Below are 25,238 nucleotides of genomic sequence, written 5' to 3'. Positions count from 1 at the left end.
GTCCGGTGACGACTCCGACCAACCAGGACGGCGAACGCAGGCGGGGCAGGCGCCCCGGCGGCACCGACACCCGCGCCGCCCTCCTCACCGCCGCCCGCGAGGTCTTCAGCGAACAGGGCTACGACAACGCCACGGTCCGGGCCATCGCCCGACGCGCCGAAGTGGACCCGGCCATGGTCAACCACTGGTTCGGCGGCAAGGAGTCCCTGTTCACCGAGGCGGTCCTCGAGCTGCCGTTCAACCCGCAGGAACGAATCGCCGAGCTGGCCAAGGGGGATCTCGACACCCTGGGCGAACGGGTCGTGCGGACCTTCCTGACCTCGTGGGACGTCCAGGACGGCGGCATCTTCGCGGCCCTGATCCGCAGCGTGGCGTCGCGCGAGCGGGTGGCCTCGGCGCTCAAGGAGTTCTTCCAGCGCAGCGTCTTCGGTCAGCTGACCGAGGTGGCGGACGACTCGGCGGAGCTGCGCGCGAACCTGCTCGCCACGCAGATGATCGGGCTTGGAGTGGTTCGGTATGTGGCGCGGTTCGAACCGGTGGCGTCGGCTGGGGTGGAGGTGCTGGTGAAGGCTGTTGGGCCTACGGTCCAGCGCTATCTGACTGGGTCTATTGACTGAATTGCTTTGTTGCCTGGGGTTCGAGCGTGGGCTTGATTTTGGTGGGCTCGTTTTCGCGTTGCCGTCTTCGTTGCCCGGGTTACAAGCGCGGGCTCGATCTAGTGAACTCGCTTCGTGTGGGGCCCCTAGAGCACCGCGGTGGTGAAAAAAAGGGCGGGTGAAGGGCATTCCCCACCACCGGCGAGTTTAGCGGTGCTCTCCCCCCACACGAAGCGAGTCCACTAGATCGAGCATCCGTAGCGGGGCCGCCGGTACCAGCAGGGGCGGCCTCTCCGCTGAGGTACCAGCGAGGGCGGCCTATCCGCTGCGGTACCAGCGGGGACGGCCTATCCGCTGCGGTTTAGTAGGTGGTGAACAAACGCAAGGGAGTCTTGGCTAGATCAGGACTCGTGCGTCGAAGCACGTTCGGTCGCCGGTGTGGCAGGCGACGCCTGCCTGGTCTACCACTAGGAGCACCGTGTCTCCGTCGCAGTCCAGGCGGGCTGACACTACCTTCTGTGTGTTGCCGGAGGTGGCTCCCTTAACCCACAACTCGTTGCGGCTGCGGGAGAAGTAAGTGGCCTGGCGGGTTTCCAGCGTTAGGCGGAGTGCCTCGTCGTTCATCCAGGCCACCATCAGCACCTCGCCGGTTCCGTGCTGTTGCACCACCGCGCACACCAGTCCTTCGGCGTTGCGCTTGAGCAGTCCGGCGATCTGTGGGTCGAGCTCGGTCACGACGCAGTGCCTTTCGCGAGGAATTCCCGGGCCGGGCGGGTGAGGAGCAGGACCACCACGTAGGCGTGCGCGGCGGCCAGGACGCCCGTGCCGACGCGGACCCAGGCGGGGAGGTCGCCCAGGGCGATCAGGACTTGGGCGATCGCGGCCAGGGAGGCGAAGCCGATCACCAGGCCGCCCGCGCGGGGTAGGCCGAACAGGATGCTGGCGGCGGCGAGCAGGCCGATCACCGCCAGCAGGATCGGGAACCGGAGTGAGCCGGTGCCCGCGGCGAGCCCGACCAGGCCCAGTGCCACGAACGCCACGGCCGCGGCCGCCAGGATCGTGGCGGCGACGCGGATCTCCAGCGGTCGCTTGGTCACCGGACTTCCGCCCCGGCCGCGCGCAGTGTCTCCTTGACCTCGCCGATCCGCAGGTGGCCGAAGTGGAAGACGCTGGCCGCGAGCACCGCGTCCGCGCCCTGGGCGATGGCGGGCGGGAAGTGTTCCAGGGCGCCCGCTCCCCCGCTGGCGATCAGCGGCACGTCCACCCTGGCCCGGACCATGCGGATCAGGTCCAGGTCGAAGCCCGCCTTGGTGCCGTCTGCGTCCATCGAGTTGAGCAGGATCTCGCCGACGCCCAGTTCTTGGCCGCGCGCGGCCCACTCGACCGCGTCGATGCCGGTGCCGCGTCTGCCGCCGTGTGTGGTGACCTCGAAGCCGGACGGGGTGGGGGCCGATCCCTCCGGGACGCGCCTGGCGTCGACCGAGAGCACGACGCACTGGGCGCCGTAGCGCAGGGACGCCTCGCGGAGGAACTCCGGGCGGGCGATGGCGGCGGTGTTGACGCCCACCTTGTCCGCGCCCGCGCGCAGCAGCTTGTCGATGTCGGCGACCGTGCGCACGCCGCCGCCCACGGTCAGCGGGATGAAGACCTGTTCGGCGGTCCGCCGGACGACGTCGAAGGTGGTCTCGCGGTCCGAAGAGGACGCGGTGACGTCCAGGAAGGTCAGCTCGTCGGCGCCCTCGGCGTCGTAGGCGGCGGCCAGTGCGACCGGGTCGCCCGCGTCGACCAGGTCGGTGAAGTTGACCCCCTTCACCACCCGGCCGTTGTCGACGTCGAGGCAGGGGATCACGCGAACCGCTACTGACATGACCCCGAGCCTACGGGGCGGCGATACTGGACCCACGACCACGAGGGGGGCCGATGGCCAAGACCGGGCGCAGGCCGGGGCCCACGGAGACCAGGGCGCACATCCTGGCCGCCGCGCGCGCCCAGTTCGGCGCGCACGGCTACGACGGGGCCACGATCCGCGGCATCGCGGGCGAGGCCGGGGTGAACCCGTCGCTGGTGCACCACTTCTTCGGGTCGAAGGACCAGGTCTTCGCGGCCGCGCTGGACTTCCCGGTCGACCCGGGCGCGCTGGTGGCCACGATCCTGGCCGGGCCGCGGGCCCAGGTCGGCGAGCGGCTGCTGCGGATGTTCCTGGCGCTGTGGGGCGCGCCGGAGCCGTCGAAGGCCTTCCTGGCCCTGATCCGCTCGGTCTCGACCAACGAGCAGGCCGCCGACCTGCTGCGCCAGTTCCTGGAGCGGGCCGTGCTGGGCCGGGTCACCGAGGCGCTGGGGGTCCCGCGGCTGCGCGCCACCGCGCTGGCCGCGCACCTGGTCGGGCTGGCCATGGTCCGCTACGTCGTGCGGGTCGAGCCGCTGGCCTCGGCACCGGACGAGGAGCTGATCGCCGTGGTGGCACCGGTCCTGCAGCACTACCTGGAGGGTTGAGCTCCACAGTGGACTGATCGGCGGACTGGTCGACGGTCGGGTCGGCGGATCGACCGGCGCGCGGTCAGCGGGCCAGGCGCCAGGTGTCGAAGCGCTCGCCCAGTTCGACGATCGGGTCCAGGGTGGTCTTGGCCAGCACCCGGACCTCCTCGAGCTGGAGGTCCCGGTCGACCAGGGCGGCGGCCCGGCCCTCGGTGCCGCGCCAGCGACTGCTGGTGCGGCGCTCCAGCGCGACGGCGCGGCGCAGCTGGGTCACCACGCGCTGGTTGGCCCGGACCAGGTCGCGGCGGATCGGCGCGAGACCGACCAGGAAGCGGTGTGCCGGGGTGGCGACCCCCAACTGGGTCATCTCGGTGGCCAACCGGGTGTCCTCGGCGAAGTCCGGCTCCATGTCGAAGGCGCGCTCCACCAGGTCCAGCGCGTCGGCGGCGTCACCACCGGCGTCCAGGCCCGCGATGGCGGTGTCCCAGGCCTCGACCCCCTCGCGCAGCCGGGCCAGGAAGGTGGCGGGCGCGGAGTCGCCGCGGAGCCGGTGGCGAACGTCGGCCAAGTCCTGGAGCAGCGCGGACAGGGCTAAGTCGGCGGGCATCGAACCTCCGGTCGGTGAGGGTGATCACGCTAGGACGTTCACCGCCGGTGGAGAAGGGCTTGACGGGGGAAACTCAGCGCGCGCAGAATTAAACGCATGACTAATTCACCGGTCAGCGCCCTCCGGGCCGCGGGCCTGACCGTGGTCCGCGGTGGTCGGGAGGTGCTGCGCGGCGTCGGTTTCGACATCCCGCGCGGCTCGGTCACCGGCCTGCTCGGGCCCAGTGGCTGCGGGAAGACCACCCTGATGCGCGCCGTCGTGGGGGTGCAGGTCGTCGCGGGCGGCACCGTCGAAGTGCTGGGCGAGCCCGCGGGCCACCCGTCGTTGCGCAGCCGGATCGGCTACGCCACCCAGAACCCGGCGGTCTACGCCGACCTGACCGTCGCCGAGTGCCTGCGCTACTTCGCCGCCGTGCTCGGCGCGCCCGCCACCGACGTGGCCCGGGTGCTCGCCGACGTCGACCTGACCGCGCGCGCCGACCAGCTCGTCGGGAGCCTCTCCGGCGGACAGCGCGGTCGGGCGAACCTGGCCGTGGCCCTGCTCGGCTCCCCCGACCTGCTGGTCCTCGACGAGCCGACGGTCGGCCTCGACCCGGTGCTGCGCGACGACCTGTGGCGGCTGTTCCACCGGCTCGCCGCCGCGGGCACCACACTGCTGGTCTCCAGCCACGTGATGGACGAGGCGGCCCGCTGCGACCGGCTGCTGCTGATGCGCGAGGGCCTCGTCCTCGCCGACGACACCCCGGACGGCCTGCGCGCCGCGACCGGGCAGGACGACCTGGAGCAGGCCTTCCTGCACCTGGTCCGGACCACGGAGGCGGCGGCGTGAGCGCGGCCATCACCGCCGCGACCGCGCGGCGCATCCTGACCCAGCTCAAGCACGACCCGCGCACGGTCGTGATGCTGCTGCTGGTCCCCACCCTCCTGATGACCCTGCTGCGCTTCGTGTTCAACAGCGAGCAGCTCTTCAGCCACACCGCCCCCGCCTTGCTCGGGGTCTTCCCGTTCGTGATCATGTTCCTGGTCGCCTCGGTCACCACGCTGCGCGAGCGCACCACCGCGACCCTGGAACGGCTGATGACCATGCCGATGGGCCGGTTCGACCTGATCCTGGGCTACGCGGTGGCCTTCGGCGCGCTGGCCGTGGCCCAGGTCGGCATCGCCACCACGGTCTCGGTGCTGTGGCTGGGACTCGAGGTGACCGGTTCGGTGTGGACACTGCTGTTGATCGCGGTGCTGGACGCGCTGCTCGGCATGGCCCTGGGCCTGCTGGTGAGCGCCTTCGCCACCAGCGAGTTCCAGGCGATCCAGTTCATGCCGCTGTTCGTCCTACCGCAGTTCCTGCTCTGCGGACTGCTCCAGCCGCGCGAGAACATGGGGTGGCTGTTGAACTGGCTGTCCGACGTGATGCCGCTGTCCTACGCGGTCGACGCACTCACCCAGGTGACCCGCTCGGCCGAGGTGGACGGCACGCTGGTCCGCAACCTGGTGATCGTGGCCGCCTGCGCACTGCTCGCCCTGGTACTCGGCGCGAGCACACTGCGCCGCCGCACCCCCTAGAACGGGAACACCCTCGTCCGATCAGCGGCTTCCCGCACCCCGGTACGGCGCCTACCGTCGACCCATCGGCCACTCGGGAAGGCAGGCACCATGCGGGTTCTCGCCACGTTGACCGCCCTAGTCCTGATCGTCCTCACCGCACCAACGGCAGCAGCAGGCCAGATCCTCGTCGGCGGCGACCGGATCCTGTTGGGCACCAAGCAATGCGTGATCGGCTTCAACGCCCACAACGCGGCAGGCGCCCGCTCGATCATCACCACCGGCACCTGCTCGGGCACCAGCGGACCGCTGGGCGTGGTACCCGCACCGGCAGGCTCCACCTCGACACCGTTGGTGCGCAACGGACCCGGAACCACGACAACGGTCAAGGGCGCGACCGAGGCCCCGATCGGCGCTCCGGTGTGCCGCTACGGACCAACCACCGGCTGGCGCTGCGGGACCATCCAGGCCAAGAACCAAACGGTGAACTTCCCCGGCGGCACACTAACCGGACTCACCCGGACGAACCTCTGCGTCGAACCGGGCGACACCGGCGCACCAGTCATGTCCGGCGGACAAGCGCAGGGCATCATCGTGGGCGGTTCAGGGAATTGCACCTCCGGCGGCACAGGATACTTCGCCCCACTCAAGCCCGTACTGAGCGCTTACAGCTTGATCCTGTACACAGGCTGACACTGTGACATCCTCCCTCTTCGGTTGCAGGTTTTCCATCCCTTGACTCGGCTCTTCAACCCAAATCTCCATCCCTTAGCTCTTCACCCCTAAATCTCCATCCCTTAGCTCTTCACCCTTAAATCTCCATCCCTTTGCCCTTCATTCCCTAATTCTCAAGCCCTACGGAACGCAACACCCGTTACGGACATGCTCGATCTGGCGGACTCCCTTTGTGTGGGGGAGGAGTGCCGCTAACCTTGACCTGGTGGTGGGGATGCCCTTCACCCCACGCTTTTTCCCCACAGCGGTGCTCTAGGGGCCCCGCGCAAAGGGAGTTCGCCAGATCGAGCCTGCGTCTTAGTCGGGCAACCTGTATGAGCTACGCCCGGTCGATGAGGGTCGCACGCCGTGTGGACCCGAGTAAGAGCGGGCTCGATTCAGTGAACTCACTTCGTGCGGGGCCCCTAGAGCACCGCGGTGGTGAAAAAAGGGCGGGTGAAGGGCATCCCCACCACACGGCAAGTTTAGCGGTGCTCTCCCCCCACACGAAGCGAGTCCACTGAATCGAGCACATCCGTAACGGGTGTTGCGAAGCGTAGGGCTTCAGATCTAGAGAGAATTAGAGATCGTGTCGGCTTGGCTGCGTGGGGCTTGGGACCTAAGGACCTCTGCCAAGTCGCGATGGGTTGGGGTTAGCCTCTTGTAGGATCCGGCCCGCCAGTGGTGAGGGCACATCTCTCGGGGGGATCGAAGGACATGCGGCTCAAGCTTCTGTTACTGCTGTGTTTGGCCGTGTTCGCCGCCGGCTGCACCGAGGTCGTCTCCCCACCCCCGTCCGCTGCCAAGCCCGTCCCGGACTACGTTCCGTCCAGCGTCGACGTGGCTGCCGCGCTCGGTGATCTGACCACGCTGGACCCCTGTTCCCTGGTCGAGCCCGTCGACTTCGGCGCTGATCGGGCGATGGATCCGGGTTCGCTGGACGAGTGCGCGTTCACCGTGAACCCCGGTGGGGGTGGTCCGTCGGTCTTCTCGGTCGGGCTGGTCGAGTGGTTGGCGCAGATCGAGGATCACTCGAGTATCAAGAGCGAGAAGGGTTTTCGGCACGCTCGCTACAGTGCGCCGTTGGTTCCCTGCGGCAGGCTGGTGTTGGTCGACGACAAGATGGCCCTGACCGCCCAAGCTCGCCAGCCGACCGAGGGGCCCAAGCCTGCCGGCCTGTGTGAGGCGTTGGACAGGGGGTTCGCGAAGGTGCTCGAGCGGTTGGCCAAGGGGCCGTCCGCCGTGCGGCATCGCGTGTTCCCGGCCAACTCGGTGGCGACCGCGAACGCTTGCGGCGCGCTCCCCCGGACGGTCGCGGACTCGTTCCCGAAGTACCGGAACTGGCCCGCCGAGCACATGTGCGAGTGGACGGACGCCACCACGACCCTGCGGATCAGCTTTGGCGTCGGCTCGTCTGCCCCGTTCGGTGCGCCGCAGCGGCCGGTCGCTGGTCGGCCTACCGGGCGGCTGGAGTTGCCGGGTGGCAGTGAGGTGCACTGCGTCTTGAACACGACCCACATCCCGTTCGGGGCCGGTGGGGCGCGGGAGAACGTGAGGCTCACCCTGGCTGTCAAGGGTGGTGTGATGGCGCAGGTGTGCGACCGGGCCACCGGGCTCGCCGAGCAGGTCTGGGCCGGGCTTCCGCGGGTGGGCTGAGGCCGCCCACCCGCGGAAGGGCTCAGGCGACCGGGCCGGTCGCGGACTTGACCTTCTGCGTGCCGTCGGCGGTGGCCAGGGACTTGGCGTACTTGACCCCGGAGGTCGGGCTGAGGCGGTCGGCCACGTAGTACCAGTCGGTCTGGACGCGCTGGGGGTTGACGTCGACCACCGAGTAGCCGTGCGAGTCCAGCTCGATGTACTTGAGGTGCCAGTTCCCCGCGTACAGCGCGGTCTCGGCGGCCACGGACAGCGTGCGCGGGTCGACCTTGAGCAGGTCGTCGATGTTGTCGCTGGTGACCGAGGTGGTGACGAACTCGGTGGCCACCGAGTTGCCGTTCCACCAGTAGCTCGAACGGTCCAGCGGGATGTCGGCGCCCCAGGAGGAGTGGATGTCGCCGGTCAGGAAGACCGTGTTCTTGACCCGGTTGTCCTTGAGGTGGCCGAGCAGTTCCTGGCGGTCGGCGGTGTAGCCGTCCCAGGCGTCGGCGTTGGCGGCGACGCTGCCGATCGGCAGGCCGAGCAGGGAGCCCAGCGACTCCAGGAAGCGCGACTCGACGTTGCCCAGCGAGATCGGCGTGATCATCACCGAGTTGCCGACCAGCTTCCACTTCGCGTCGGTGCCCGCCAGGCCGCCCTTGAGCCAGTCCATCTGCGCGTCGCCGGTGATCGTCCGGCTCGGGTCGGCCGGGTCGCCGCTGGACGGGGTGGTCTGCTTGGAGCGGTAGCTGCGCAGGTCCAAAAGGGACAGTTCAGCCAGCCTACCCCAGCGGAACCGGCGGTAGATCTCCCCACCGGGCCCCTGGCGGACCGGCATCCACTCGAAGTACGCCTGCCGGGCGGCGGCCTTGCGCGCGTTCCAGTCGCCCTCGTTCGGCTGGTGGTTGTCGGCACCGCCGGACCAGGTGTCGTTGGCGTACTCATGATCGTCCCAGGTGATGAACCAGGGCTGTGCGGCGTGCAGCGCGGTCAGGTCGGGGTCGGTCTTGTACTGGGCGTGCCTGCGCCGGTAGTCGGCAAGGGTGAGCACCTCGGTGGCGGGCTGGTGCGGGCGGATGGTGACGCCCCGCGCACCGAAACCGCCCACCTGGTACTCGTAGAGGTAGTCACCCACGTGCAGCACGCCGTCGAGGTCGGTGCGCGCGGCGAGGTGCCGGTAGGCCGAGAAGTAGCCCGCCTGCCAGTTGGAGCAGGAGACCAGGCCCAGGCGCAGCTTGCTGACGTCGGCGTTCACCGAGGGCGCGGTGCGGGTGCGGCCGGTCGAGGAGCGCACACCGTCGAGGGTGAAGCGGTAGAAGTAGGTGGTCGCCGGGCTCAGCCCCGCGACGGCGACCTTGACGGTGTGGTCGCGGTCGGGCCCGGTCTGGACGGCGCCGGACCGCACGACCGAGGCGAACGCGGAGTCGGTGGCCACCTCCCAGCGAACCTCGACGGCGGGGCCGACACCGGAGCCGGGGGCGGATTCGGGGGTGGGGGTGACGCGGGTCCAGAGCAGGACACCGTCGGGCAGCGGGTCACCGGAGGCGACACCGTGGGCGAACTGCGGCACGGCGGCGGCGTTGGCGGTGCCCGCGAGCGCGGCGGGGACCAGCAGCGCGCCACCGGCGACGGCGGAGGACTTGAGGAAGACGCGGCGGTCGAACGGGGTGGTGGGAGTCACGCCTGTCAGTGATACACCGGCAAGGTAAGTGTCACACCCACTGATCGCGTGAACTTCATCGGAACTCGATCCGAAGCCCCCCTTGACGGATCCGCCACCCCGATGCATCCTTAACACATCCCTTCTAGAACGAAACGGTTATGGATGACAGACCAGCTGAGCGCCGTGTTCGGGGCCCTCGCCGACCCGACCCGGCGGGCGATCCTGCTGCGGTTGCGCACCGGCGACGCCAACGTGGCCGAGCTCGCGGCACCGTTCGCGATGTCGCAACCGGCGGTCTCGCGGCACCTCAAGGTGCTCGAGCAGGCCGGGCTCATCTCGCGCAGCCGCCAGGCGACCGCCCGCCTCAGCCACCTGGAGGCACAACCCTTGCTCGACGCGACCGAATGGCTGGCGAGCTACCGCGAGTACTGGACCGAGAGCCACAACCGGCTCGACGACCTGCTCAGCCAGCTGCAGCAGACCGAACAAGACAACACCGAAGACAACGACACCGAGAACAAGGACACCGAGGAGAACCCATGAGCGACACCGTCATCACCGCCCGGCCCGGCTCGCACAGCGTCGAGATCACCCGCGAGTTCGACGCCCCCGCCGCCCTGGTCTTCCGCGCCTACACCGACCCGGACCTGGTCGCGCAGTGGCTCGGCCCCCGCAGGCTGACCATGAAGGTCGACAACTGGACCCTGCACCACGCGGGCGGCTACCGCTACATCCACACCGACCCCGAAGGCGGCGAGTACACGTTCCGAGGCGTCTTCCACGGCACGCCGTCACTCGCCGACGGGATCATCCAGACCTTCGAGTTCGAGGGCATGCCCGGCGACGTCGCCCTGGAGAAGATCGACTTCACCGAGCACAACGGCAGGACCACCGTCCACAGCGTCTCAGTCGGCCTGTCCGTCGAGGCCAGGGACCAGCACATCGCCAACGGCATGGAACACGGCATCCGCGACTCCATGGACCGCCTCGCCGAGGTCCTGAAGACCATCGAAGGCTAGTCCACAAAGGAGAGGGGCAGCACCTAGGCGCTGCCCCTCTCAGGCTCCAATGGCAGGAGGCAGAAGGCAAGCAGGAGGCCGACAAGCAACCGTCCTCCCGCCCTTCTTCCGCCCTCCTCCTCCACCCAGCTGGAACCGCTCGCGCACAGCACACCTGCTCGATTGGGTGGAGTGGCTTTGTTTGGGGAGAAAAGAGGCGCTAGCCTGACCCAGGCGTGGGTGATCCCTTCCCCACCCGCTTCACCCCGGCGCCTCTTTTCTTAGGGGCCCCAAACAAAGCCACTCCACCCGATCGAGCACAACAACGCTAGTGAGCACCGGGCTGCAACGGACCGCCCCAGAACACCAAGCACCACGCAAGCAAGCGCCGACGGCACACCCCCCATGCCGCCGGCGCCAGCACATCAAGACCGCAAGTGCCGATCGAAGAACCCAGCCACCCCGTCCCGCACCTCCCGCACCGACCGCCCAGGCGACACCGCCCCCACCAGCGACACCCGCCCCTCCGCCGAGATCAACCCGGCCGCCTGCACCTGCGGTACCACCGACCCGAAGTCGGTGAACACCCAGTGCCCGGCGTCAGCCATCACCTGCCGCCGCACCGACCTCGACCGCGCCTGCACCGCCGACCAAGCCCGGTCGTAGCGCGCGTTCTGGAACCCCGAGCTCCCCCACAGCAACAACGGCCGATCCACCCCGCACGCCGCCACGGGCAGCAACTCCCCTTCTCCCCCAACGGTTTCCGGGTGGTAGTCCAGGAACCCCTCCAGGTTCACCGCCGCGTCGATCCGCCGGTCCTCGAACATCGCCTCCGCCGCTGTCGACCCGCCCGACCCCTGGCCGTACATCCCGATCCGCCGCGGATCCAGTGCCACCCCGCGCGGCAACGGCAAGTCCCGCAACGAGTCCAGCACGAACCTGGTGTCCGCCAGCCGGGTGGCCATCACCCGGCGGTACAGCGCGGGATCGAGGCTCGGGATGCCGTTCAGGCCGAAGTCGCGCACCTCCCCACCAGGGATGTCGACCTCGCTGGTCTCGCCCGGGTGGTCGATGGTCACCACCACGTACCCCCGGCTGGCCAGGTCCTCGGCCAGCGACGCCCCGATCGTCCTCGGGTCGACCAAACCCGGGCTGTACAACAGAACCGGCCGTCGTCCGGGCAAACCGGGCGCGCCCACGTGCGCGTGCGTCCGGATGTCCTTCCAGGACACCCCTTGCTGCGCCTCGTGCGGGAACTGCGGGTGCAGGATACCGATGTCCAAAGACGCGAACCTGGTAGCCGCCCGCTCCGACATCTCCGGCGCGAGCGGGTAACCCCGCACCTTCGCGGCCGGGTAGAACACCGACACCACCACGTCCCTGACGGGCAACGCCGGGTTCCACGGATCAGGCCTGGACCTGTCGACCAGGTGCAGGTCGACCACTCCGACCGCGTGCGGCCCGGAGAGTTCCGGCAGCGTGGGTACCAGCGGATCAGCCGAGGCGATGCCACCGCCCGCGATCGTCAGCGCGGCGGCCATGGCAAGAGCTTTGCGCAACATGTGTTCCCCCATCTCAGTTTCCGGCCAGGTTCCCGTACACCTGGCTCACGTAGTCCCACAGTTCGTCGCCGAGTCCGAGGTCCGGCTGGCCCACCCGCGCGTCCCGCAACATGCCGTGGCCGTGTTCGCGGAAGAAGCCCGCCACCGAGGTGACCAGCTCTTGGTCGCCGCCGGTGAACATGGCGACGACGTCGACCAGCCTGCGCGCGGTCGCCTGCACCTCGGGATCCTCCGGCGGTGTGCCCGCCCGGCAGTGTTCGGCCAGCCTGGTCAGCACCAGGGGCCACTCGGCGTCCAGCCAGCGGCGGGCATCCGGGCCGATCCGGTCCGACTGCTCCGCCAAGGCCGTGCGCTGCTCCCGGCTCAGACCGTCGTGGAAGACGCTCGCGCGGCCGATCTGGGCCAGCAGCTCACCGGAGTCCGGCCGCCACGACCCGTCCACCTGTTCCATCAGGTTGCGGACCTGGCTGCCCAGCAGCGAGAGCCGCCACTGCTCGTCCTCGATCTGCTCCAGCCTGCGCGCCAGCACATCGCGGACCGCCGTCGGGTCGGTGAGCAGCTCGGCGATGTCGTCGAGCGGGATGCCCAGCTCGCGCAGCAACCGGATCTGGTAGAGCCGGCGCAGGTCGGCCTCGGTGTAGCGCCGGTGCCCGGACTCGGTCCGGGCGCTGGGCCGCAGCAGGCCGAGCTCGTCGTAGTGGTGCAGTGCCCGGACCGTCAGCCCGGACGCCTTCGCCAGCGCCCCGACACTCCATCGCGCTCCCCCGTCAGTCACGTGATCAACCGTAAGACCTCCCGCTACGTGAGGTTCAACCCCCGACCGCGCGGTAGCCTGCGGGCATGGACGAGGTCACCCGCCTGGGCCAGGGCAAGTACGTGTTGGTCACGACCTTCAAGCGCGACGGCACCGCCGTGCCCACCCCGGTGTGGGCGGCCACCGACGGCGCGGAACTGCTGGTGTGGACCGTCCGCGGCTCCGGGAAGGTCAAGCGGATCCGCAACAGCGACCGGGTGGAGCTCGCGCCGTGCGACCTGCGCGGGCGGCCGTCCGGGCCGTCGGTGCCGGGTAGCGCGCGGTTGCTGGACGCGGCGGGCTCCGAGCGCGCGCGCAAGATCATCCAGCGCAAGTACGGGGTGCTCGGCTGGCTCACCATCGCCGGGAGCAAGCTGCGCCGGGGCGCCGACGGCACGATCGGCATCGCGATCACACCGCGGCAAGGGCCTCCGGCAGCGTGAAGTTCCCGGCGTAGAGCGCCTTGCCGACGATCGCGCCCTCGACGCCCAGCGGCGCGAGGGCCGCGAGCGCGCGCAGGTCGTCCACACTGGACACCCCACCGGACGCGACCACCGGCGCCTCGGTGCGCTCGCACACCGCGCGCAGCAGGTCGGTGTTCGGGCCCTGCAGGGTGCCGTCCTTGCTCACGTCAGTGACCACGTAGCGGGAGCAACCGTCCCGATCGAGCCGGGCGAGCACCTCCCAGAGGTCGCCGCCGTCCTTGGTCCAGCCCCGGGTGGCCACCCGGTGGTCGCCGTCGGTGATCCGCACGTCCAGGCCGACCGCGACCTGGTCGCCGTACCGGGCGATCGCCGTGGCGCACCACTCGGGGTTCTCCAGGGCGGCGGTGCCCAGGTTGACCCGGGTGCAGCCGGTGGCCAGCGCGGCGGCCAGCGACTCGTCGTCGCGGATGCCGCCGGAGAGCTCGACCGCGACGTCGAGCCTGCCGACGACCTCGGCCACCAGCTCGCGGTTGTCGCCCCGGCCGAACGCGGCGTCGAGGTCGACCAGGTGCACCCACTCGGCGCCGTCGGTCTGCCAGGCCAGCGCGGCCTCGAGCGGCGAGCCGTAGGTCGTCTCGGTGCCCGCCTCCCCCTGGGTCAGGCGGACGGCTTGGCCGTAGGCGACGTCGACGGCGGGAAGCAGGTAGAAGCTCACCCGCACAGCCTAGGGTTTGGCCTCCGCGCGGCGGTGCACCAGGTATCCGACGCCGAGGCCGACCGCCAGCAGCACGACCCACAGCCACCACGGCACCGAGCCGAGCAGCCCGGACAGCACGCCCGCGATGGCCGCGCCGACGGCGGCGCCGAGCGTGGTCGACGTGGCTTTCTTGCGCCGGGTCGTTGGTTTTCGAGCGCTCGTCGTCCGGGATCCCGTCTTGCGGGGCGTGGGCTTGCGCTTGGCGGGTGTGCCCGCCACCCCCTGGATCTCGGGGTCGGTCATCGGGTGACGTCCTTGAGCCAGTTCTCGAGCAGCTGCGCCCCGGCGTCACCGGACTTCTCCGGGTGGAACTGGGTGGCCGAGAGCGGACCGTTCTCGGCGGCGGCCACGAAGTCGTCACCGTGCGTCGCCCAGGTCACCAGCGGCGGGATCATCGGCGGCTCGGGGTGCAGCTCCCACTTTCGGGCGGCGTAGGAGTGCACGAAGTAGAACCGGGTGTCCGGCGCCATGCCCGCGAACAGCACCGACTCCTCCGGCGCGCGCACGGTGTTCCAGCCCATGTGCGGCACCACGTCGGCCTCAAGCCGGTCGACCACGCCGGGCCACTGCGCGCAGCCCTCGGACTCGACACCGTGCTCGATGCCCCGGTCGAACAGGATCTGCATGCCCACGCAGATCCCCAGCACCGGGCGGCCACCGGCCAGGCGCCGCCCGATGATCCGGTCGCCGCGCACCTCGCGCAGGCCCGCCATGCAGGCGGCGTAGGCACCGACGCCGGGCACGACGAGGGCGTCGCACTCCACCGCGGTGGCGAAGTCCCCGGTCACCTCGACCTCGGCGCCCACCCGCCGCAGCGCGCGCTCAGCCGAGCGCAGGTTCCCGGATCCGTAGTCCAAGACGACGACTCGTGTCACGGGCCAAGCGTAGTCGGCGGCCGCCGTGACCTAAACGTGACACTGTCGAGGGATTGGGCTGTCACTCGATCGGGTACTTACCGCGCGAGTGCTGGGTCGGGGGACCTTGACGGAGGGCGAACCTTGACTACTCGAACCCTGGACCGGAGACCGGTGCGCTGGCTCTTGGCGGCAGTCCTGGTCGCGGCGGCCGCGGTGAACGGGTACCTGGCGATCAGCGAGTGGGTGCTGTGGCCCGCGCCGCTGGCGCTGATCTGGATCGGTGTCGCGGCGGCGTTGGTCATCCCGCCCGCCGACCCGTACGACGGCCCGCGCACGGCCCGGGAAGCGCTCGCGCTCACCGAACCGTCACGCGGCCACCACCGGCCCGCACGCTCGGACCTGCTCGTCAGCTGAGCAGGAACGTCCGAACAGCCCGCCCGATCCCAGCCGCGTCGAGGCCGTGCACCTCGTCGTGCTGGGCCGTGCTGCCGTACGCGCGGATCTCGGCGTCCCGCCGCACCCCGATCGACAACTGGCGGTGCGGCACGTCCACGAGCGTTTCGGCGACTTCACCCGCCGACGTCCCCCGCAGGTAGGGCTCGACCAGCACCACGCTCGGCGCCGACGACCCCACCGCGGCCCGCAGACCCACCCGGTCGAACGGCCGGACCGTGGCGGCGTAGAGCACCGTCACGTCAAGTCCCTCCGTCGCCGCCAGCACCGCGTCCAGCACGGGGCCCACGGCGACCACCACCCCGAGGCTCCCGTGCCGCACCGGGGCGAACCCCGCGGTCACCGGCATCGGGGCGGCGTTCGACCGTGTCGTGAGCCGCACGTACTCCCGCCCCGTCCCGGCGAGCGCCGCCCGCAGCAGCGGCCCGACCTCGCCGGGGTGTCCCGGCACGTGCACCGACCAGCCGGGCAGCGTGTCGAACAGCGCCACGTCCGCGGGTGCCTGGTGGGTGCGGCCCATCCGCGGGTCGTCGTGGGACGCGCCGACGCTCACCAGCACGGCGCCCACGTCCTGGTGGCCGAGGTCGAGCTTCACCTGCTCGTAGGGCCGCTCGACGAGGAACGGCGCGTAGGAGTGCGCGACCACCCGGTGCCCGGTCAGCGCCAGCCCGCTCGCCACGCCGATCATCGCCTGCTCGCGGATACCGACGTTGATCACCCGATCGGGGTAGGCGGCGTGCTGGGCGGCGAACAGCGACGAGGAGATGGTCGCCAGCACCAGCGCCACCCGCTCGTCGGCCTCGATCGCCTCGACCATGGTGTGCACGAATGCCTCCCGCATCGTCGGCGTGCTGACGGTGGTCATCGGTCCCCCTCCAGCTCCGCGTCGATGTCGGCGACCACCACGAGCGGTCTGCCGGGATGCGACGACGTGAACGCCGCGTGCAGCGCGTCGTGGTCGCGCCCGGGGACCACCGCGCTCGCCCAGTTCTCCACGGTGAAGCGGGTCTCGATGCCGCCCGGCCAACCGTGGTCGGCGTTGTGGTTGTCCACGACCACCGCGGTGAGGTTGTCCAGGCCGAACCGGCCCGCCACCGCGATCGCCTCATGGTTGCTGCCCTCGTCGAGCTCGCCGTCGCCCACCAGCACGACCACCCCGGCCCCGCGCGAGCGGACGCCGAACGCCTGCCCGACGCCGATGGCCAGGCCGTGCCCCAGCGACCCGGAACCGATCTCCGCGCCGGGCACCAGCACCCGGTCCGGGTGCCGGCCCAGCGGCGACCCGAACTCGGCCCAGGTGTCCAAAGTGGAGGGATCAAGGAACCCCTTGGCGGCGAGCACGGCGTAGAAGGCCATCGGGCCGTGGCCCTTGGACAGCAGGAACCGGTCGCGGTCGGGGTCGTCGAGCCGGTCGGGCGGGACCCGCAGCACCCGGTCGTAGAGCACCCACAGCACGTCGAGGGTGGACAGGGCGGACCAGTCGTGCTTCTCATCACCGGACATCCGGCGCAGCAGCGGCGCCAGGTCGGCGTACGCGGTGTCAGTCATGCCGCCAGCGTGCAACCTGGAGTTCGGTGGAGGTCAAGGAAACCCGGTGCGCGGTGGCGCGGTGGTGTGGTGGGATAGCGGTGAAATGGAAGACAAGAACATCATTCGCCTCTCCAAGAGGCTCTCCAAGGTCCTTCGGCACGATCCCGGCAGCGCGGGCCTGACGCTCGACCCGGCGGGCTGGGTGGCCGTCGACGACCTGCTCGCCGCCCTGCGCATCACCCGCCCGGCCCTCGACCGGGTGGTCGCGGAGAACAACAAGACCCGGTTCGCCTTCGACGCGACCGGCACCCGGATCCGGGCCAGCCAGGGCCACAGCGTGCCGGTCGACCTGGGCCTACCACCGGCGGTGCCACCGCGGGTGCTCTACCACGGCACCGTCGCCGCGGTGCTGCCCGCGATCCGCGCCGAGGGCCTGCTGCCGATGCGGCGGCAGCACGTGCACCTCTCCGCCACCGTGGAGACCGCGGTCAACGTCGGCGCCCGCCACGGCAAGCCGGTGGTGCTGACCGTGGCCGCGGCCGAGATGGTCGCCGACGGCCACGTGTTCCACGTCAGCGCCAACGGCGTTTGGCTCTGCGCGCACGTACCCGCTCGGTACCTCGATCTACCTTGAGGTCCCCGGTAGGCTCGGCGGGGTGTCCAAACTGCCCGAGACGCTGACCATCGGCGAGGTCGCCGACCGCAGCGGGGTCCCGCACACGGCGCTGCGCTTCTACGAGGAGCGCGGCCTGATCGCCTCGGAGCGCACGGCGGGCAACCAGCGCCGCTACCCCCGCGCGGTGCTGCGCAGACTCGCGTTCATCCGCACGGCCCAGCGCGTCGGCCTCACCCTGGAGGAGATCCACGACGCGCTGGAGACCCTGCCCGAGCGGCGCACCCCCACCAAGGTCGACTGGGCGCGGCTTTCCAAGGCCTGGCGTGGCGAGCTCGAGGCTCGAATCGACTCGCTGCAACGGTTGCGAGACAACCTCACGTCCTGCATCGGCTGCGGCTGCCTGTCACTCAAGTCCTGCGGCCTGGTCAACGACGACGACCGGATGTCCAGCTTCGGCCCCGGCGCGCCGCGGTTGAAGGCGAGCACCGAGGGCGGCATCAGCTGAACTCCGGCACCAGCGCGGCGGTTCAGTGCTCCAGCACGCCCATCAGGTCGTGCACCGGCGATTCGAGCGACCGCCTGCGGATCACCTGAACCCCCTCGACGAGACCCCACCCGCACCCCAGGAACGCCACCAGCGCGACCCAGGACAGCGGCTGGCGCAGCACGCCGGGGACGAGCAGGATCGCCACCGCGCCGACCAACAGTGTCAGCAGTGGCGCGAGCACGATCAAGCCGAACCCACCGGGCGGGTTCCTCCGCCGCCCCCGTCGGGCCTCGCCCACCAGCGACTCCCAGCGGGGCCTCGGGAACACCGGGACGTGCGCGTCGGCCATCCCCGCGGCGATCCGCCGCAGCGCCTCGGCCTCGGCGGGCGACCCGGCCCGCTCGAACAGCTCGTCCGCGGGCCCGTCGACACCCAGGTAATCCGTGCCGGACAGGCGAACGCCCCCGGGTGTCCACTCCAGACCGACGCCACCGAGCACCGCCCGGGTGTCGTCGACCGTGCGCCCGTCGGCGGCGCCGGACCGAGCACGAACGTCCCGTTGGGCGTGGGCACCAGCAGCCGCGGCCGGGCACCGAGCAGGCGCAGCCGGTCCTGGACCTCCGGCAGCGGCTCACGCACCCAGACCGCGACCCGGCTCACCCGGACACGTACCAGGCGATCGCACCGCCCGCGGCGAGCAGCGCCAGGACGAGCAGGATGCCCGCCATCACCTTCGCGGTCTTCCAGGTCGTGTACACGCCGCCGATGAGGATGCCCGCCAGCGCGATCAGACCGATGACCGCGACGTCCTTGCCCACTACAGCACACCCTTCGTGGACGGGACGCCGCCGACGCGGGGGTCGGGCTCGGCGGCGGCGCGCAGGGCGCGGGCGAAGGCCTTGTACTCGGCCTCGGTGATGTGGTGCGGGTCGCGGCCGTGGATCACCCGCAGGTGCAGCGCGATCTGGGCGTGGAAGGCGATCGACTCGAAGACGTGCCGGTTGAGCACTGTCGGGTAGTTGCCGCCGACGGTGAAGCCGACCATCACCTCGGGCTCACCGGTGTGCACGCAGTACGGCCGCCCGGAGACGTCGACCGCCGCGTGCGCCAGGGTCTCGTCCATCGGGATCCAGGCGTCGCCGAAGCGGCGGATGCCCTTCTTCTCCCCCAGCGCCGCGCGCAGCGCCTGGCCGAGCACGATCGCCACGTCCTCGACCGTGTGGTGGGCGTCGATCTCGATGTCACCGGTGGCGCGCACGACGAGGTCGAACGACCCGTGCACGCCGAAGGCGGTGAGCATGTGGTCGTAGAACGGCACCCCGGTGGCGATCTCGACCTTGCCCGAGCCGTCGAGGTCGATCTCGACGAGCACGGAGGACTCCCTGGTGGCCCGCTCCACGCGTCCGACGCGGTTGCTCACTGCACGATCTCCTTACTGGCGGCCAAGAACGCGTCGTTCTCGGTCGGGGTGCCGACGGTGACCCGCAGGTGCCCGGGGATGCCGACATCGCGGACCAGCACCCCGGCGTCCAAATAGGACTGCCAGGCGGCCTTCGGGTCGGCGAAGTGTCCGAAGAGGATGAAGTTGGCGTCGCTGGGCACGACGGCGGCGCCCAGCCCGTCGAGCGCCCGCGCCACGCGGTCGCGCTCGGCCGAGAGCGCGTGCACCGAGGCCAGCGTCCGCTCGGCGTGCCGGAGGGCGGCCCGCGCGACGGCCTGGGTCAGCGCGGACAGGTGGTACGGCAGGCGCACCAACAACAGCGCGTCGACCACGGCGGGCGCGGCGGCGAGGTAGCCGAGCCGCCCGCCCGCGAAGGCGAACGCCTTGCTCATCGTGCGGCTGACCACCACCCGGGTCGGGAACTCCTCGATCAGGTGCACGGCGCTCTCCTGCGGGGAGAACTCCGCGTACGCCTCGTCCACGACCACGATCCCCGGCGCGGCGGCGACCAGCGCGCGCAGGTCGTCGAGCGGGATCGACTGGCCCGTCGGGTTGTTCGGGCTGGTCACGAAGACCACGTCGGGTGCCCGCTCGGCGATCAGCGGCACGGCCGCGTCGACGTCGAGGGAGAAGTCCGCGCGCCGGGGTGTCGGCGCCCACTCGGTGCGGGTGCCCGCGGCGATGATCGGGTGCATCGAGTACGACGGCTCGAAGCCCAGCGCGCTGCGCCCCGGACCGCCGAACGCCTGCAGGACCTGCTGCAGGATCTCGTTGGAACCGTTGGCGGCCCACAGGTTCTCGGTCGTCAGCGCGGTGCCGGTCGCCGCGGACAGGTACGCGGCCAGGTCGGTGCGCAGCGCCACCGCGTCCCGGTCCGGGTAGCGGTGCAGCGTCGCGGCGATCTCGGCGACGGCCGCGGTGATGTCGGCGACCAGCTCCGGCGGCGGCGGGTACGGGTTCTCGTTGGTGTTGAGCTGGTAGGGCACGTCCAGCTGTGGCGCGCCGTAAGGGGAACGACCACGCAGGTCCGCGCGCAGCGGGAGGTCCGAAAGGGACACTCCCGCGCCGAGGGGGCTCACGACTCGCCCCGGAAGCGCGCGGTGACGGCCTGGCCGTGCGCGGGCAGGTCCTCGGCGTCGGCCAGCGCGACGACGTGCCCGGCGACCTCGCGCAACGCGTCCTCGCTGTAGTCCACGACGTGGATCCCGCGCAGGAACGTCTGCACCGACAGCCCCGAGGAGTGCCGCGCGCAGCCGCCGGTGGGCAGCACGTGGTTGGAGCCCGCGCAGTAGTCGCCCAGCGACACCGGCGAGTACGCGCCGACGAACACCGCGCCCGCGTTGCGGACCCGGGCGGCGACCTCGCGGGCGTTCGCGGTCTGGATCTCCAGGTGCTCGGCGGCGTAGGCGTCCACGACCTTGAGCCCATCGTCCACAGTGGACACCAGGACGGTGCCGGACTGCCTGCCGCCCAACGCCGTCGCGACCCGCTCGCTGTGCTTGGTCGCCTTCACCTGCAGCGCCAGCTCGGCGTCGACCGCGTCGGCCAACTCGACCGAGTCGGTGACCAGCACGCTGGCCGCCAGCGGGTCGTGCTCGGCCTGGCTGATCAGGTCGGCGGCCACGTGCACCGGGTCGGCGCCCGCGTCGGCCAGGATCGCGATCTCGGTCGGGCCCGCCTCGGAGTCGATGCCGATCAGCCCGCGCAGCAGCCGCTTGGCCGCGGTGAGGTAGATGTTGCCCGGCCCGGTGACCATGTCCACCGGGTCGAGCGCCGCGCCGTCGGTGTCGGTGCCGCCGAAGGCCAGCAGCGCGACGGCCTGCGCGCCGCCCACGGCCCAGACCTCGTCGACGTTCAGCAGCGCGGCGGCGGCCAGGATCGCCGGGTGCGGCCTGCCGCCGAACTCGGCCTGCGGCGGCGAGCACACCACCAGCGACTCGACGCCCGCGGCCTGGGCGGGCACCACGTTCATGACCACGCTCGACGGGTAGACCGCGAGGCCGCCCGGCGCGTAGAGCCCGACCCGGGCGACCGGCACCCAGCGCTCGGTGACCGTGCCGCCGGGCACGACCTGGGTGGTCACGTCGGTGCGCCGCTGCTCGGCGTGCACGACCCGGGCCCGCCGGATCGACTCCTCCAGCGCGGCCCGCACAGCCGGGTCGAGCTCGTCGAGCGCGCGCGACAGCTCGGCGGCGGGCACCCGCACGGACGCGGGCCGGACCTGGTCGAACTGCTCCGTGTAGTCCAGGACCGCCTCGACGCCTCGGGCGCGCACGTCCTCGACGATCGGGCGCACCCGATGCAGCACCGCGTCCACGTCGACCTCGGCCCGCGGCAGCGCGGCGCGCAGCTCAGCGGGCGATGGGACGGCGGAACGCAGATCGGTGCGCGTCAGCATGGGGTCCTTTCCAGGAACGAGTGGACCCGCCAAGAATATGCGCTGCGCATGTGCGTGGGCTCAGCCGGTACCACAGGTCACAGGGCCGCCACCGCGGCCACCGCCGTGTCGATCTGCTCGGGGGTGACGAAGTAGTGCGGCGACGCCCGGACCAGCTCGACCAGCCCGCGCCGGGTCATGTCGTAGCGGGTTGAGGGTCTGCGGCTGACGGTGACGGAGATGTCCTTGTCCGCCAGCGCGGCCTTGACCGCCTCGGCCTCGGTGTCCTCGACGGTGAAGCTCACCAGCCCGCACGGGCGGTCGCCCAGGTCGCGCACCTCGACGCCGGGCACTTCGGCAAGCCCGGCGCGCAGCCGCCCGGCGCGGTCGGCCACCGCCGCCTCGATCGCGGGCAGTCCCAGCGCCAGGGCGTAGCGGGCGGCGCCGATGAGGCCCAGCCGGTCGGCGACGCTGCTCTCCCACAGCTCGAACACCCGCGCGTCGGGGCGCAGCTCGAACTCGGCGGGGCCGGTCCAGACACCGCCGCGCAGGTCGACCAGTCGAGGCCGCAGGCGGCCCAGGACGTCGCGGCGGACGGCCAGCACGCCGGTGCCGCGCGGACCACGCAGCCACTTGCGGCCGGTGCCGGTGATGATGTCCACGCCCAGGTCGGTGAGCGAGACCGGGAGCTGGCCGATCGACTGGCACGCGTCGAGCAGCACCAGCGCGCCCACCTCGTGCGCCGCCTTGGCGGCCTCGGCGACCGGGTTGACCAGGCCGCCGTTGGTCGGCACGTGCACGAGCGAGACGAGCTTGACCCGCTCGTCGAGCCGCTCGCGCAGCGCGACCACGTCCAAGAGCCCGTCCGGGCCTGACGGCACCGGCTCGACGGAGGCGCCGACCTGGGCGGCCAGGCGCAGCAGCGGGATAGCGTTGCCGCCGTACTCGGCTTCGGTAGTGAGCACGCGGTCTCCCGGACCGAGTGGGACAGCGTCGAGCGCCGCCAACCAGGAGCGGGTAGCGCTATCGGTGAAGGCAATTTCGCTTGGCGCGCAGCCGAGCAATTCGGCTAAAACGCGGTAGCCGTCCTCGAGGTCCTCAGCACGCTCGGCGGCAGCCAGGTAGCCACCGATCTCAGCCTCCCGACGCAGGTGCCCCACCACCTCGTCGAGCACCGGGCGCGGCGGCAGCGACGAGCCCGCGCTGTCCAGGAAGACCCGGTCCAGGCAGCCTGGGGTGTCCGCGCGCACCCGGTCGAGGTCGATGGCCGCGGTCAACGGGGTGTCCAGCTCGACAGGTTCCACCATGCTCCCCAGGTGTGGTCGGTCCCCGTGGCGTCGACCACGGGCTGGTAGCCGTTCCAGTTCTGCCGCATGACGTAGCTGTGCCGGGGCGCGACCAGCACCGCCATCGTGGGCGCCGCCTGGTAGGCCCGCTGCAGGGCGCGGAACGCGACCGCGCGCTGGGCCGGGTCGGTGGTGGCGCGCTCGGCGTCGAGCGCCTTGGCCAGGTCGCCGCCTGCCGGGTGCAGCACCGGGTAGAGCGCCGGGTCGGGGTCGAACGGGTCGCCGAAGGCGATCAGCCGGGGGTCGACCAGGGGCTCGGTCAGGGCAGTCGGGCGTGCGGTGACCGCTATCCCGATCCGCTTCGCGGCCGCGGCGAAGGCGGCCACCAAGTCCCGCGAGACGACGTCGGCCACCGGGTAGCCGATGGTGAACGACGCCCGCGTCGGCCCCTTGGCCCGCACACCGTCCGAACCGAGGACCCAGCCCGCGGCGTCCAGGAGGAACTGGGCTCGGACGAGGTCGTAGTCGATCCGCGCGCCGGGCTCGGTGAACTCGGCCAGGGCGGGCGGCATCGGCAGCGACACCGGGGTGCCCTCACCCGCGAGTGCCGAACCGATCACGGCCTGGCGGTCGACGGCGAGGTTCAGCGCGAGCCGCACGGCGGGGTCGGCGGTGGGTCCCCGGTCGCTGAAGGTGACCGCGCGCAGGTCGGCGCTGCTGTGCTCGACCACGGTGAGGCCGTCGATCGCGGCGAACGGGGCCGCCAGCCTGGCGGGCAGCCCCACGCCGTCGAGCTTGCCGTCGCGCATCCGCTGGGCGCGCACCTCGTCGTCGGGGAGAAACTCGACGGTCACCGTGGTGATGGCGGGGCGGGTGCCGAAATAGGCCTTGTTCGCGGTGAGCACGAGCCGCTTGCCGCGCTGCCAGTCGGCGACCTTGTACGGCCCGGTGCCGACCGGGGCGTCCGGGGTTCCGGCGCGGATGCCGAGGACGAGCAGGTCGGGGAAATAGGCGCACGCCTGCTTGAGGTCGAACCGCACGGTGTCCTGGTCGACGGCGGTCACCGCGCCGAGCATCCAGAACCGGTCGCGCAACGGCGCTCCCGGCTCCAGCACCCGGCGGTAGGTGGCCACGACCGCGGCGGCGTCGAGGGCGCTGCCGTCGGTGAAGGAGACGTCGTCGCGCAGGTCGACCGTCCACGACCGACCGTCGGACGAGGGCTGCGGGAGCGCGGTGGCCAGCACCGGGCGCAACGTCCCCGCGGCCTGGTGCTCGACGAGCCCGTCGAAGATCTGCGCGGCCCCCAGCGGCGCGTACCCCAGCACCGGGTCGAGCGAGGCGGGTTCGTCGGCGACCCCGATGACCAGCGACGTCCCCGCCGGGTCGCCCGAGGCGGGCGGGGTGGCGTCGGCGGTGCAGCTGGCGAGCGCGAGCACAATGGTGAACACCGCGGCGGAGGACATCGCGAGACGGCGCGGCAGTATCGGCACGAGGATCGACACTAGTCGACATCGAGGGAGCGACCGTGCGCGTTGCGCTGTGCCAGATCAATTCCACCCCGGACCCCGCGGCGAACCTGTCCCTCATCCGGACCGGCGTGGCCGAGGCAGCCGCACGGGGCGCCACCGTCGTCGTCTTCCCCGAGGCCACGATGGCCAACTTCGCGGTCCCGCTGGCCCCGCTGGCCGAGCCCCTGGACGGCCCCTGGGCAACCGCGGTCGCCGAGATCGCCCGGTCGGCCGACGTGGTCGTCTCGGCCGGCATGTTCACTCCGGCCCCGGACGGCCGCGTGGCCAACACCACGCTGATCACCGGCCGCGACCACCACCTCGGCTACGACAAGATCCACCTGTTCGACGCCTTCGGCTTCGCCGAGTCCCGCACGGTCGCCCCGGGCTCGGCGGTCGTGACCTTCACCGTGGACGACGTGACGTTCGGCGTGGCCACCTGCTACGACATCCGCTTCCCCGAGCTGTTCCGTGCCTTGGCGGACAAGGGCGCGACAGCGGTGCTCCTGGGCGCGTCGTGGGGAGCGGGACCGGGAAAACGCGAGCAGTGGGAGCTGCTGGTGCGGGCCCGTGCACTGGACTCGACCTCCTGGCTGCTCACCGCGGCCCAGGCCGACCCGGGCCCGATCACCGGCACAGCACCACTCGGCATCGGCTACAGCACCGCCGCGAACCCCCGCGGCGAGATCACGGCACAGCTGACAGCGGAACCAGGCTTGGTCGTGGTCGAGATCGACGCGGAGTCAGTGGAAACCACCCGAGCCGCCATCCCCGTCCTGGCCAACCGCCGCCTCTAGGGCCTGTATCGAAGTCGATCAGAGCCATTCGTTGATCGCGGCGACATAGACGGTGGCTTCGTAGCGCACGGCCAGCTTGTCGTACCGGGTGGCCACGGCACGGTGGCGTTTGAGCCGGTTGAT

General features: G+C 71.2%; 32 protein-coding genes. 13 read left to right on the top strand and 19 right to left on the bottom strand.

Annotation, left to right across the window (positions count from 1 at the left end):
* Nucleotides 1–5: 5 nt before the first annotated feature.
* On the top strand, nucleotides 6–617 hold the full coding sequence (locus tag QSK30_RS14985) for a TetR/AcrR family transcriptional regulator (protein ID WP_285503290.1): 612 nt from the start codon (nucleotides 6–8) through the stop codon (nucleotides 615–617).
* Nucleotides 618–992: 375 nt separating this feature from the next.
* On the opposite strand, the gene hisI is transcribed toward QSK30_RS14985, so the two are convergent.
* Genes hisI through hisF form a run of 3 tightly spaced genes read right to left on the bottom strand, consistent with a single transcriptional unit; the run spans nucleotide 993 to nucleotide 2,463 of the window.
* Nucleotides 993–1,331: a phosphoribosyl-AMP cyclohydrolase gene (gene hisI, locus QSK30_RS14980; protein WP_285503288.1), complete on the bottom strand. Its 339-nt coding sequence runs from the start codon at nucleotides 1,329–1,331 to the stop codon at nucleotides 993–995.
* Nucleotides 1,328–1,693, bottom strand: a complete 366-nt coding sequence (locus QSK30_RS14975) for a hypothetical protein (RefSeq protein WP_285503286.1) — start codon at nucleotides 1,691–1,693, stop codon at nucleotides 1,328–1,330. Before QSK30_RS14975 ends, hisI begins: the two co-directional genes overlap by 4 nt.
* Nucleotides 1,690–2,463, bottom strand: coding sequence for an imidazole glycerol phosphate synthase subunit HisF (gene hisF, locus QSK30_RS14970; protein WP_285503284.1), 774 nt, complete (start codon nucleotides 2,461–2,463; stop codon nucleotides 1,690–1,692). Before hisF ends, QSK30_RS14975 begins: the two co-directional genes overlap by 4 nt.
* A 53-nt stretch (nucleotides 2,464–2,516) precedes the next feature.
* Here hisF and QSK30_RS14965 point away from each other — a divergent pair, with 53 nt between their 5' ends.
* Nucleotides 2,517–3,089 (top strand): TetR/AcrR family transcriptional regulator, encoded by a 573-nt coding sequence (locus QSK30_RS14965; protein WP_285503282.1) that lies wholly within the window; start codon nucleotides 2,517–2,519, stop codon nucleotides 3,087–3,089.
* A 64-nt stretch (nucleotides 3,090–3,153) separates the two neighbouring features.
* Here the strand turns inward: QSK30_RS14965 and QSK30_RS14960 are convergent, their stop codons facing one another.
* A complete protein-coding gene (locus QSK30_RS14960; protein ID WP_285503281.1) occupies nucleotides 3,154–3,678 on the bottom strand; it encodes a hypothetical protein in 525 nt (174 codons plus the stop codon).
* A gap of 96 nt (nucleotides 3,679–3,774) precedes the next feature.
* On the opposite strand from QSK30_RS14960, the gene QSK30_RS14955 reads away from it, so the two are divergent.
* From QSK30_RS14955 to QSK30_RS14940, 4 genes are all read left to right on the top strand, one after another.
* Nucleotides 3,775–4,506, top strand: coding sequence for an ABC transporter ATP-binding protein (locus QSK30_RS14955; RefSeq protein WP_285503280.1), 732 nt, complete (start codon nucleotides 3,775–3,777; stop codon nucleotides 4,504–4,506).
* Nucleotides 4,503–5,237, top strand: a complete 735-nt coding sequence (locus tag QSK30_RS14950; RefSeq protein ID WP_285503278.1) for an ABC transporter permease — start codon at nucleotides 4,503–4,505, stop codon at nucleotides 5,235–5,237. Before QSK30_RS14955 ends, QSK30_RS14950 begins: the two co-directional genes overlap by 4 nt.
* Before the next feature lie 90 nt (nucleotides 5,238–5,327).
* The gene (locus tag QSK30_RS14945) at nucleotides 5,328–5,909 is read left to right on the top strand and encodes a S1 family peptidase (protein WP_285503276.1); all 582 of its coding nucleotides are present in this window, start codon (nucleotides 5,328–5,330) and stop codon (nucleotides 5,907–5,909) included.
* Nucleotides 5,910–6,647: 738 nt separating this feature from the next.
* The gene (locus QSK30_RS14940; protein WP_285503274.1) at nucleotides 6,648–7,586 is read left to right on the top strand and encodes a hypothetical protein; all 939 of its coding nucleotides are present in this window, start codon (nucleotides 6,648–6,650) and stop codon (nucleotides 7,584–7,586) included.
* A 22-nt stretch (nucleotides 7,587–7,608) separates the two neighbouring features.
* Here the strand turns inward: QSK30_RS14940 and QSK30_RS14935 are convergent, their stop codons facing one another.
* The gene (locus QSK30_RS14935) at nucleotides 7,609–9,246 is read right to left on the bottom strand and encodes an alkaline phosphatase D family protein (RefSeq protein WP_285503273.1); all 1,638 of its coding nucleotides are present in this window, start codon (nucleotides 9,244–9,246) and stop codon (nucleotides 7,609–7,611) included.
* Between the two features lie 144 nt (nucleotides 9,247–9,390).
* Between QSK30_RS14935 and QSK30_RS14930 the strand changes: the two genes are divergently transcribed.
* Nucleotides 9,391–9,771, top strand: coding sequence for an ArsR/SmtB family transcription factor (locus QSK30_RS14930; protein WP_285503271.1), 381 nt, complete (start codon nucleotides 9,391–9,393; stop codon nucleotides 9,769–9,771).
* On the top strand, nucleotides 9,768–10,247 hold the full coding sequence (locus QSK30_RS14925; RefSeq protein ID WP_285503270.1) for an SRPBCC family protein: 480 nt from the start codon (nucleotides 9,768–9,770) through the stop codon (nucleotides 10,245–10,247). Before QSK30_RS14930 ends, QSK30_RS14925 begins: the two co-directional genes overlap by 4 nt.
* A gap of 404 nt (nucleotides 10,248–10,651) precedes the next feature.
* Here the strand turns inward: QSK30_RS14925 and QSK30_RS14920 are convergent, their stop codons facing one another.
* Nucleotides 10,652–11,788, bottom strand: coding sequence for an alpha/beta hydrolase (locus QSK30_RS14920; protein ID WP_285503269.1), 1,137 nt, complete (start codon nucleotides 11,786–11,788; stop codon nucleotides 10,652–10,654).
* Nucleotides 11,789–11,801: 13 nt separating this feature from the next.
* The gene (locus QSK30_RS14915) at nucleotides 11,802–12,563 is read right to left on the bottom strand and encodes a MerR family transcriptional regulator (protein ID WP_285503267.1); all 762 of its coding nucleotides are present in this window, start codon (nucleotides 12,561–12,563) and stop codon (nucleotides 11,802–11,804) included.
* A gap of 65 nt (nucleotides 12,564–12,628) precedes the next feature.
* On the opposite strand from QSK30_RS14915, the gene QSK30_RS14910 reads away from it, so the two are divergent.
* Nucleotides 12,629–13,024 (top strand): PPOX class F420-dependent oxidoreductase, encoded by a 396-nt coding sequence (locus tag QSK30_RS14910; RefSeq protein ID WP_285503265.1) that lies wholly within the window; start codon nucleotides 12,629–12,631, stop codon nucleotides 13,022–13,024.
* Here QSK30_RS14910 and priA read toward each other — a convergent pair.
* From priA to hisH, 3 genes are read right to left on the bottom strand one after another with little or no spacing between them, the layout of a single operon-like run.
* Nucleotides 12,993–13,721 carry a bifunctional 1-(5-phosphoribosyl)-5-((5-phosphoribosylamino)methylideneamino)imidazole-4-carboxamide isomerase/phosphoribosylanthranilate isomerase PriA gene (priA, locus tag QSK30_RS14905; RefSeq protein WP_285503263.1) on the bottom strand — a complete coding sequence of 243 codons (729 nt, stop codon included), beginning with the start codon at nucleotides 13,719–13,721 and terminating at the stop codon, nucleotides 12,993–12,995. The two genes, QSK30_RS14910 and priA, sit on opposite strands and share 32 nt — an antisense overlap.
* Nucleotides 13,722–13,730: 9 nt before the next feature.
* On the bottom strand, nucleotides 13,731–14,006 hold the full coding sequence (locus QSK30_RS14900) for a hypothetical protein (protein WP_285503260.1): 276 nt from the start codon (nucleotides 14,004–14,006) through the stop codon (nucleotides 13,731–13,733).
* Entirely contained in the window at nucleotides 14,003–14,638 is a 636-nt protein-coding gene (hisH, locus tag QSK30_RS14895; protein WP_285503258.1) for an imidazole glycerol phosphate synthase subunit HisH, read from the bottom strand. The genes QSK30_RS14900 and hisH overlap by 4 nt, the downstream gene beginning before the upstream one ends.
* Before the next feature lie 123 nt (nucleotides 14,639–14,761).
* Between hisH and QSK30_RS14890 the strand changes: the two genes are divergently transcribed.
* Nucleotides 14,762–15,034, top strand: a complete 273-nt coding sequence (locus QSK30_RS14890) for a hypothetical protein (protein ID WP_285503256.1) — start codon at nucleotides 14,762–14,764, stop codon at nucleotides 15,032–15,034.
* Here QSK30_RS14890 and QSK30_RS14885 read toward each other — a convergent pair.
* Both QSK30_RS14885 and QSK30_RS14880 read right to left on the bottom strand, forming a co-directional pair.
* Nucleotides 15,027–15,938 carry a transketolase family protein gene (locus QSK30_RS14885; protein ID WP_285503255.1) on the bottom strand — a complete coding sequence of 304 codons (912 nt, stop codon included), beginning with the start codon at nucleotides 15,936–15,938 and terminating at the stop codon, nucleotides 15,027–15,029. The two genes, QSK30_RS14890 and QSK30_RS14885, sit on opposite strands and share 8 nt — an antisense overlap.
* On the bottom strand, nucleotides 15,935–16,621 hold the full coding sequence (locus QSK30_RS14880; protein ID WP_285503254.1) for a thiamine pyrophosphate-binding protein: 687 nt from the start codon (nucleotides 16,619–16,621) through the stop codon (nucleotides 15,935–15,937). Before QSK30_RS14880 ends, QSK30_RS14885 begins: the two co-directional genes overlap by 4 nt.
* A gap of 85 nt (nucleotides 16,622–16,706) precedes the next feature.
* Between QSK30_RS14880 and QSK30_RS14875 the strand changes: the two genes are divergently transcribed.
* Both QSK30_RS14875 and soxR read left to right on the top strand, forming a co-directional pair.
* Complete coding sequence (locus tag QSK30_RS14875; protein WP_285503252.1) at nucleotides 16,707–17,237, top strand: RNA 2'-phosphotransferase; 531 nt, start codon at nucleotides 16,707–16,709, stop codon at nucleotides 17,235–17,237.
* 22 nt (nucleotides 17,238–17,259) lie between these two features.
* Entirely contained in the window at nucleotides 17,260–17,724 is a 465-nt protein-coding gene (gene soxR / locus QSK30_RS14870) for a redox-sensitive transcriptional activator SoxR (protein ID WP_285503250.1), read from the top strand.
* Nucleotides 17,725–17,746: 22 nt separating this feature from the next.
* On the opposite strand, the gene QSK30_RS14865 is transcribed toward soxR, so the two are convergent.
* From QSK30_RS14865 to QSK30_RS14835, 7 genes are all read right to left on the bottom strand, one after another.
* A complete protein-coding gene (locus QSK30_RS14865) occupies nucleotides 17,747–18,205 on the bottom strand; it encodes a hypothetical protein (RefSeq protein ID WP_285503249.1) in 459 nt (152 codons plus the stop codon).
* A 157-nt stretch (nucleotides 18,206–18,362) separates the two neighbouring features.
* Complete coding sequence (locus QSK30_RS14860; protein WP_285503247.1) at nucleotides 18,363–18,524, bottom strand: CG2302 family histidine operon protein; 162 nt, start codon at nucleotides 18,522–18,524, stop codon at nucleotides 18,363–18,365.
* Nucleotides 18,524–19,126, bottom strand: coding sequence for an imidazoleglycerol-phosphate dehydratase HisB (hisB, locus tag QSK30_RS14855; RefSeq protein WP_285503246.1), 603 nt, complete (start codon nucleotides 19,124–19,126; stop codon nucleotides 18,524–18,526). Before hisB ends, QSK30_RS14860 begins: the two co-directional genes overlap by 1 nt.
* Nucleotides 19,123–20,226 (bottom strand): histidinol-phosphate transaminase, encoded by a 1,104-nt coding sequence (locus QSK30_RS14850; protein WP_285503245.1) that lies wholly within the window; start codon nucleotides 20,224–20,226, stop codon nucleotides 19,123–19,125. The genes hisB and QSK30_RS14850 overlap by 4 nt, the downstream gene beginning before the upstream one ends.
* Entirely contained in the window at nucleotides 20,223–21,545 is a 1,323-nt protein-coding gene (gene hisD, locus QSK30_RS14845; RefSeq protein WP_285503244.1) for a histidinol dehydrogenase, read from the bottom strand. Before hisD ends, QSK30_RS14850 begins: the two co-directional genes overlap by 4 nt.
* A gap of 77 nt (nucleotides 21,546–21,622) precedes the next feature.
* Nucleotides 21,623–22,831: an aminotransferase class V-fold PLP-dependent enzyme gene (locus tag QSK30_RS14840; RefSeq protein ID WP_285503243.1), complete on the bottom strand. Its 1,209-nt coding sequence runs from the start codon at nucleotides 22,829–22,831 to the stop codon at nucleotides 21,623–21,625.
* A complete protein-coding gene (locus tag QSK30_RS14835) occupies nucleotides 22,798–24,300 on the bottom strand; it encodes an ABC transporter substrate-binding protein (RefSeq protein ID WP_285503241.1) in 1,503 nt (500 codons plus the stop codon). The genes QSK30_RS14840 and QSK30_RS14835 overlap by 34 nt, the downstream gene beginning before the upstream one ends.
* A gap of 35 nt (nucleotides 24,301–24,335) precedes the next feature.
* Between QSK30_RS14835 and QSK30_RS14830 the strand changes: the two genes are divergently transcribed.
* Nucleotides 24,336–25,115: a carbon-nitrogen hydrolase family protein gene (locus QSK30_RS14830; RefSeq protein WP_285503240.1), complete on the top strand. Its 780-nt coding sequence runs from the start codon at nucleotides 24,336–24,338 to the stop codon at nucleotides 25,113–25,115.
* The last annotated feature ends 123 nt before the right edge of the window (nucleotides 25,116–25,238 follow it).

This window comes from Actinokineospora sp. NBRC 105648 (assembly GCF_030269645.1).
GTDB lineage: Bacteria > Actinomycetota > Actinomycetes > Mycobacteriales > Pseudonocardiaceae > Actinokineospora.
Note: the sequence above shows the minus strand (reverse complement) of the source record. Positions and strands in the feature narration are given on the sequence as shown.

Excerpts from the sequence above, each read along its gene's own strand:
- QSK30_RS14945 (WP_285503276.1), top strand. The coding sequence starts at position 5,328 with ATGCGGGTTCTCGCCACGTTGACCGCCCTAGTCCTGATCGTCCTCACC.
- QSK30_RS14930 (WP_285503271.1), top strand. The coding sequence starts at position 9,391 with ATGACAGACCAGCTGAGCGCCGTGTTCGGGGCCCTCGCCGACCCGACC.
- hisD (WP_285503244.1), bottom strand. The coding sequence starts at position 21,545 with ATGCTGACGCGCACCGATCTGCGTTCCGCCGTCCCATCGCCCGCTGAG.
- QSK30_RS14960 (WP_285503281.1), bottom strand. The coding sequence starts at position 3,678 with ATGCCCGCCGACTTAGCCCTGTCCGCGCTGCTCCAGGACTTGGCCGAC.
- QSK30_RS14840 (WP_285503243.1), bottom strand. The coding sequence starts at position 22,831 with ATGGTGGAACCTGTCGAGCTGGACACCCCGTTGACCGCGGCCATCGAC.
- QSK30_RS14920 (WP_285503269.1), bottom strand. The coding sequence starts at position 11,788 with ATGTTGCGCAAAGCTCTTGCCATGGCCGCCGCGCTGACGATCGCGGGC.
- QSK30_RS14940 (WP_285503274.1), top strand. The coding sequence starts at position 6,648 with ATGCGGCTCAAGCTTCTGTTACTGCTGTGTTTGGCCGTGTTCGCCGCC.
- hisF (WP_285503284.1), bottom strand. The coding sequence starts at position 2,463 with ATGTCAGTAGCGGTTCGCGTGATCCCCTGCCTCGACGTCGACAACGGC.
- QSK30_RS14875 (WP_285503252.1), top strand. The coding sequence starts at position 16,707 with ATGGAAGACAAGAACATCATTCGCCTCTCCAAGAGGCTCTCCAAGGTC.
- QSK30_RS14955 (WP_285503280.1), top strand. The coding sequence starts at position 3,775 with ATGACTAATTCACCGGTCAGCGCCCTCCGGGCCGCGGGCCTGACCGTG.
- QSK30_RS14880 (WP_285503254.1), bottom strand. The coding sequence starts at position 16,621 with ATGACTGACACCGCGTACGCCGACCTGGCGCCGCTGCTGCGCCGGATG.
- QSK30_RS14925 (WP_285503270.1), top strand. The coding sequence starts at position 9,768 with ATGAGCGACACCGTCATCACCGCCCGGCCCGGCTCGCACAGCGTCGAG.
- QSK30_RS14900 (WP_285503260.1), bottom strand. The coding sequence starts at position 14,006 with ATGACCGACCCCGAGATCCAGGGGGTGGCGGGCACACCCGCCAAGCGC.
- QSK30_RS14910 (WP_285503265.1), top strand. The coding sequence starts at position 12,629 with ATGGACGAGGTCACCCGCCTGGGCCAGGGCAAGTACGTGTTGGTCACG.
- QSK30_RS14885 (WP_285503255.1), bottom strand. The coding sequence starts at position 15,938 with ATGACCACCGTCAGCACGCCGACGATGCGGGAGGCATTCGTGCACACC.
- QSK30_RS14965 (WP_285503282.1), top strand. The coding sequence starts at position 2,517 with ATGGCCAAGACCGGGCGCAGGCCGGGGCCCACGGAGACCAGGGCGCAC.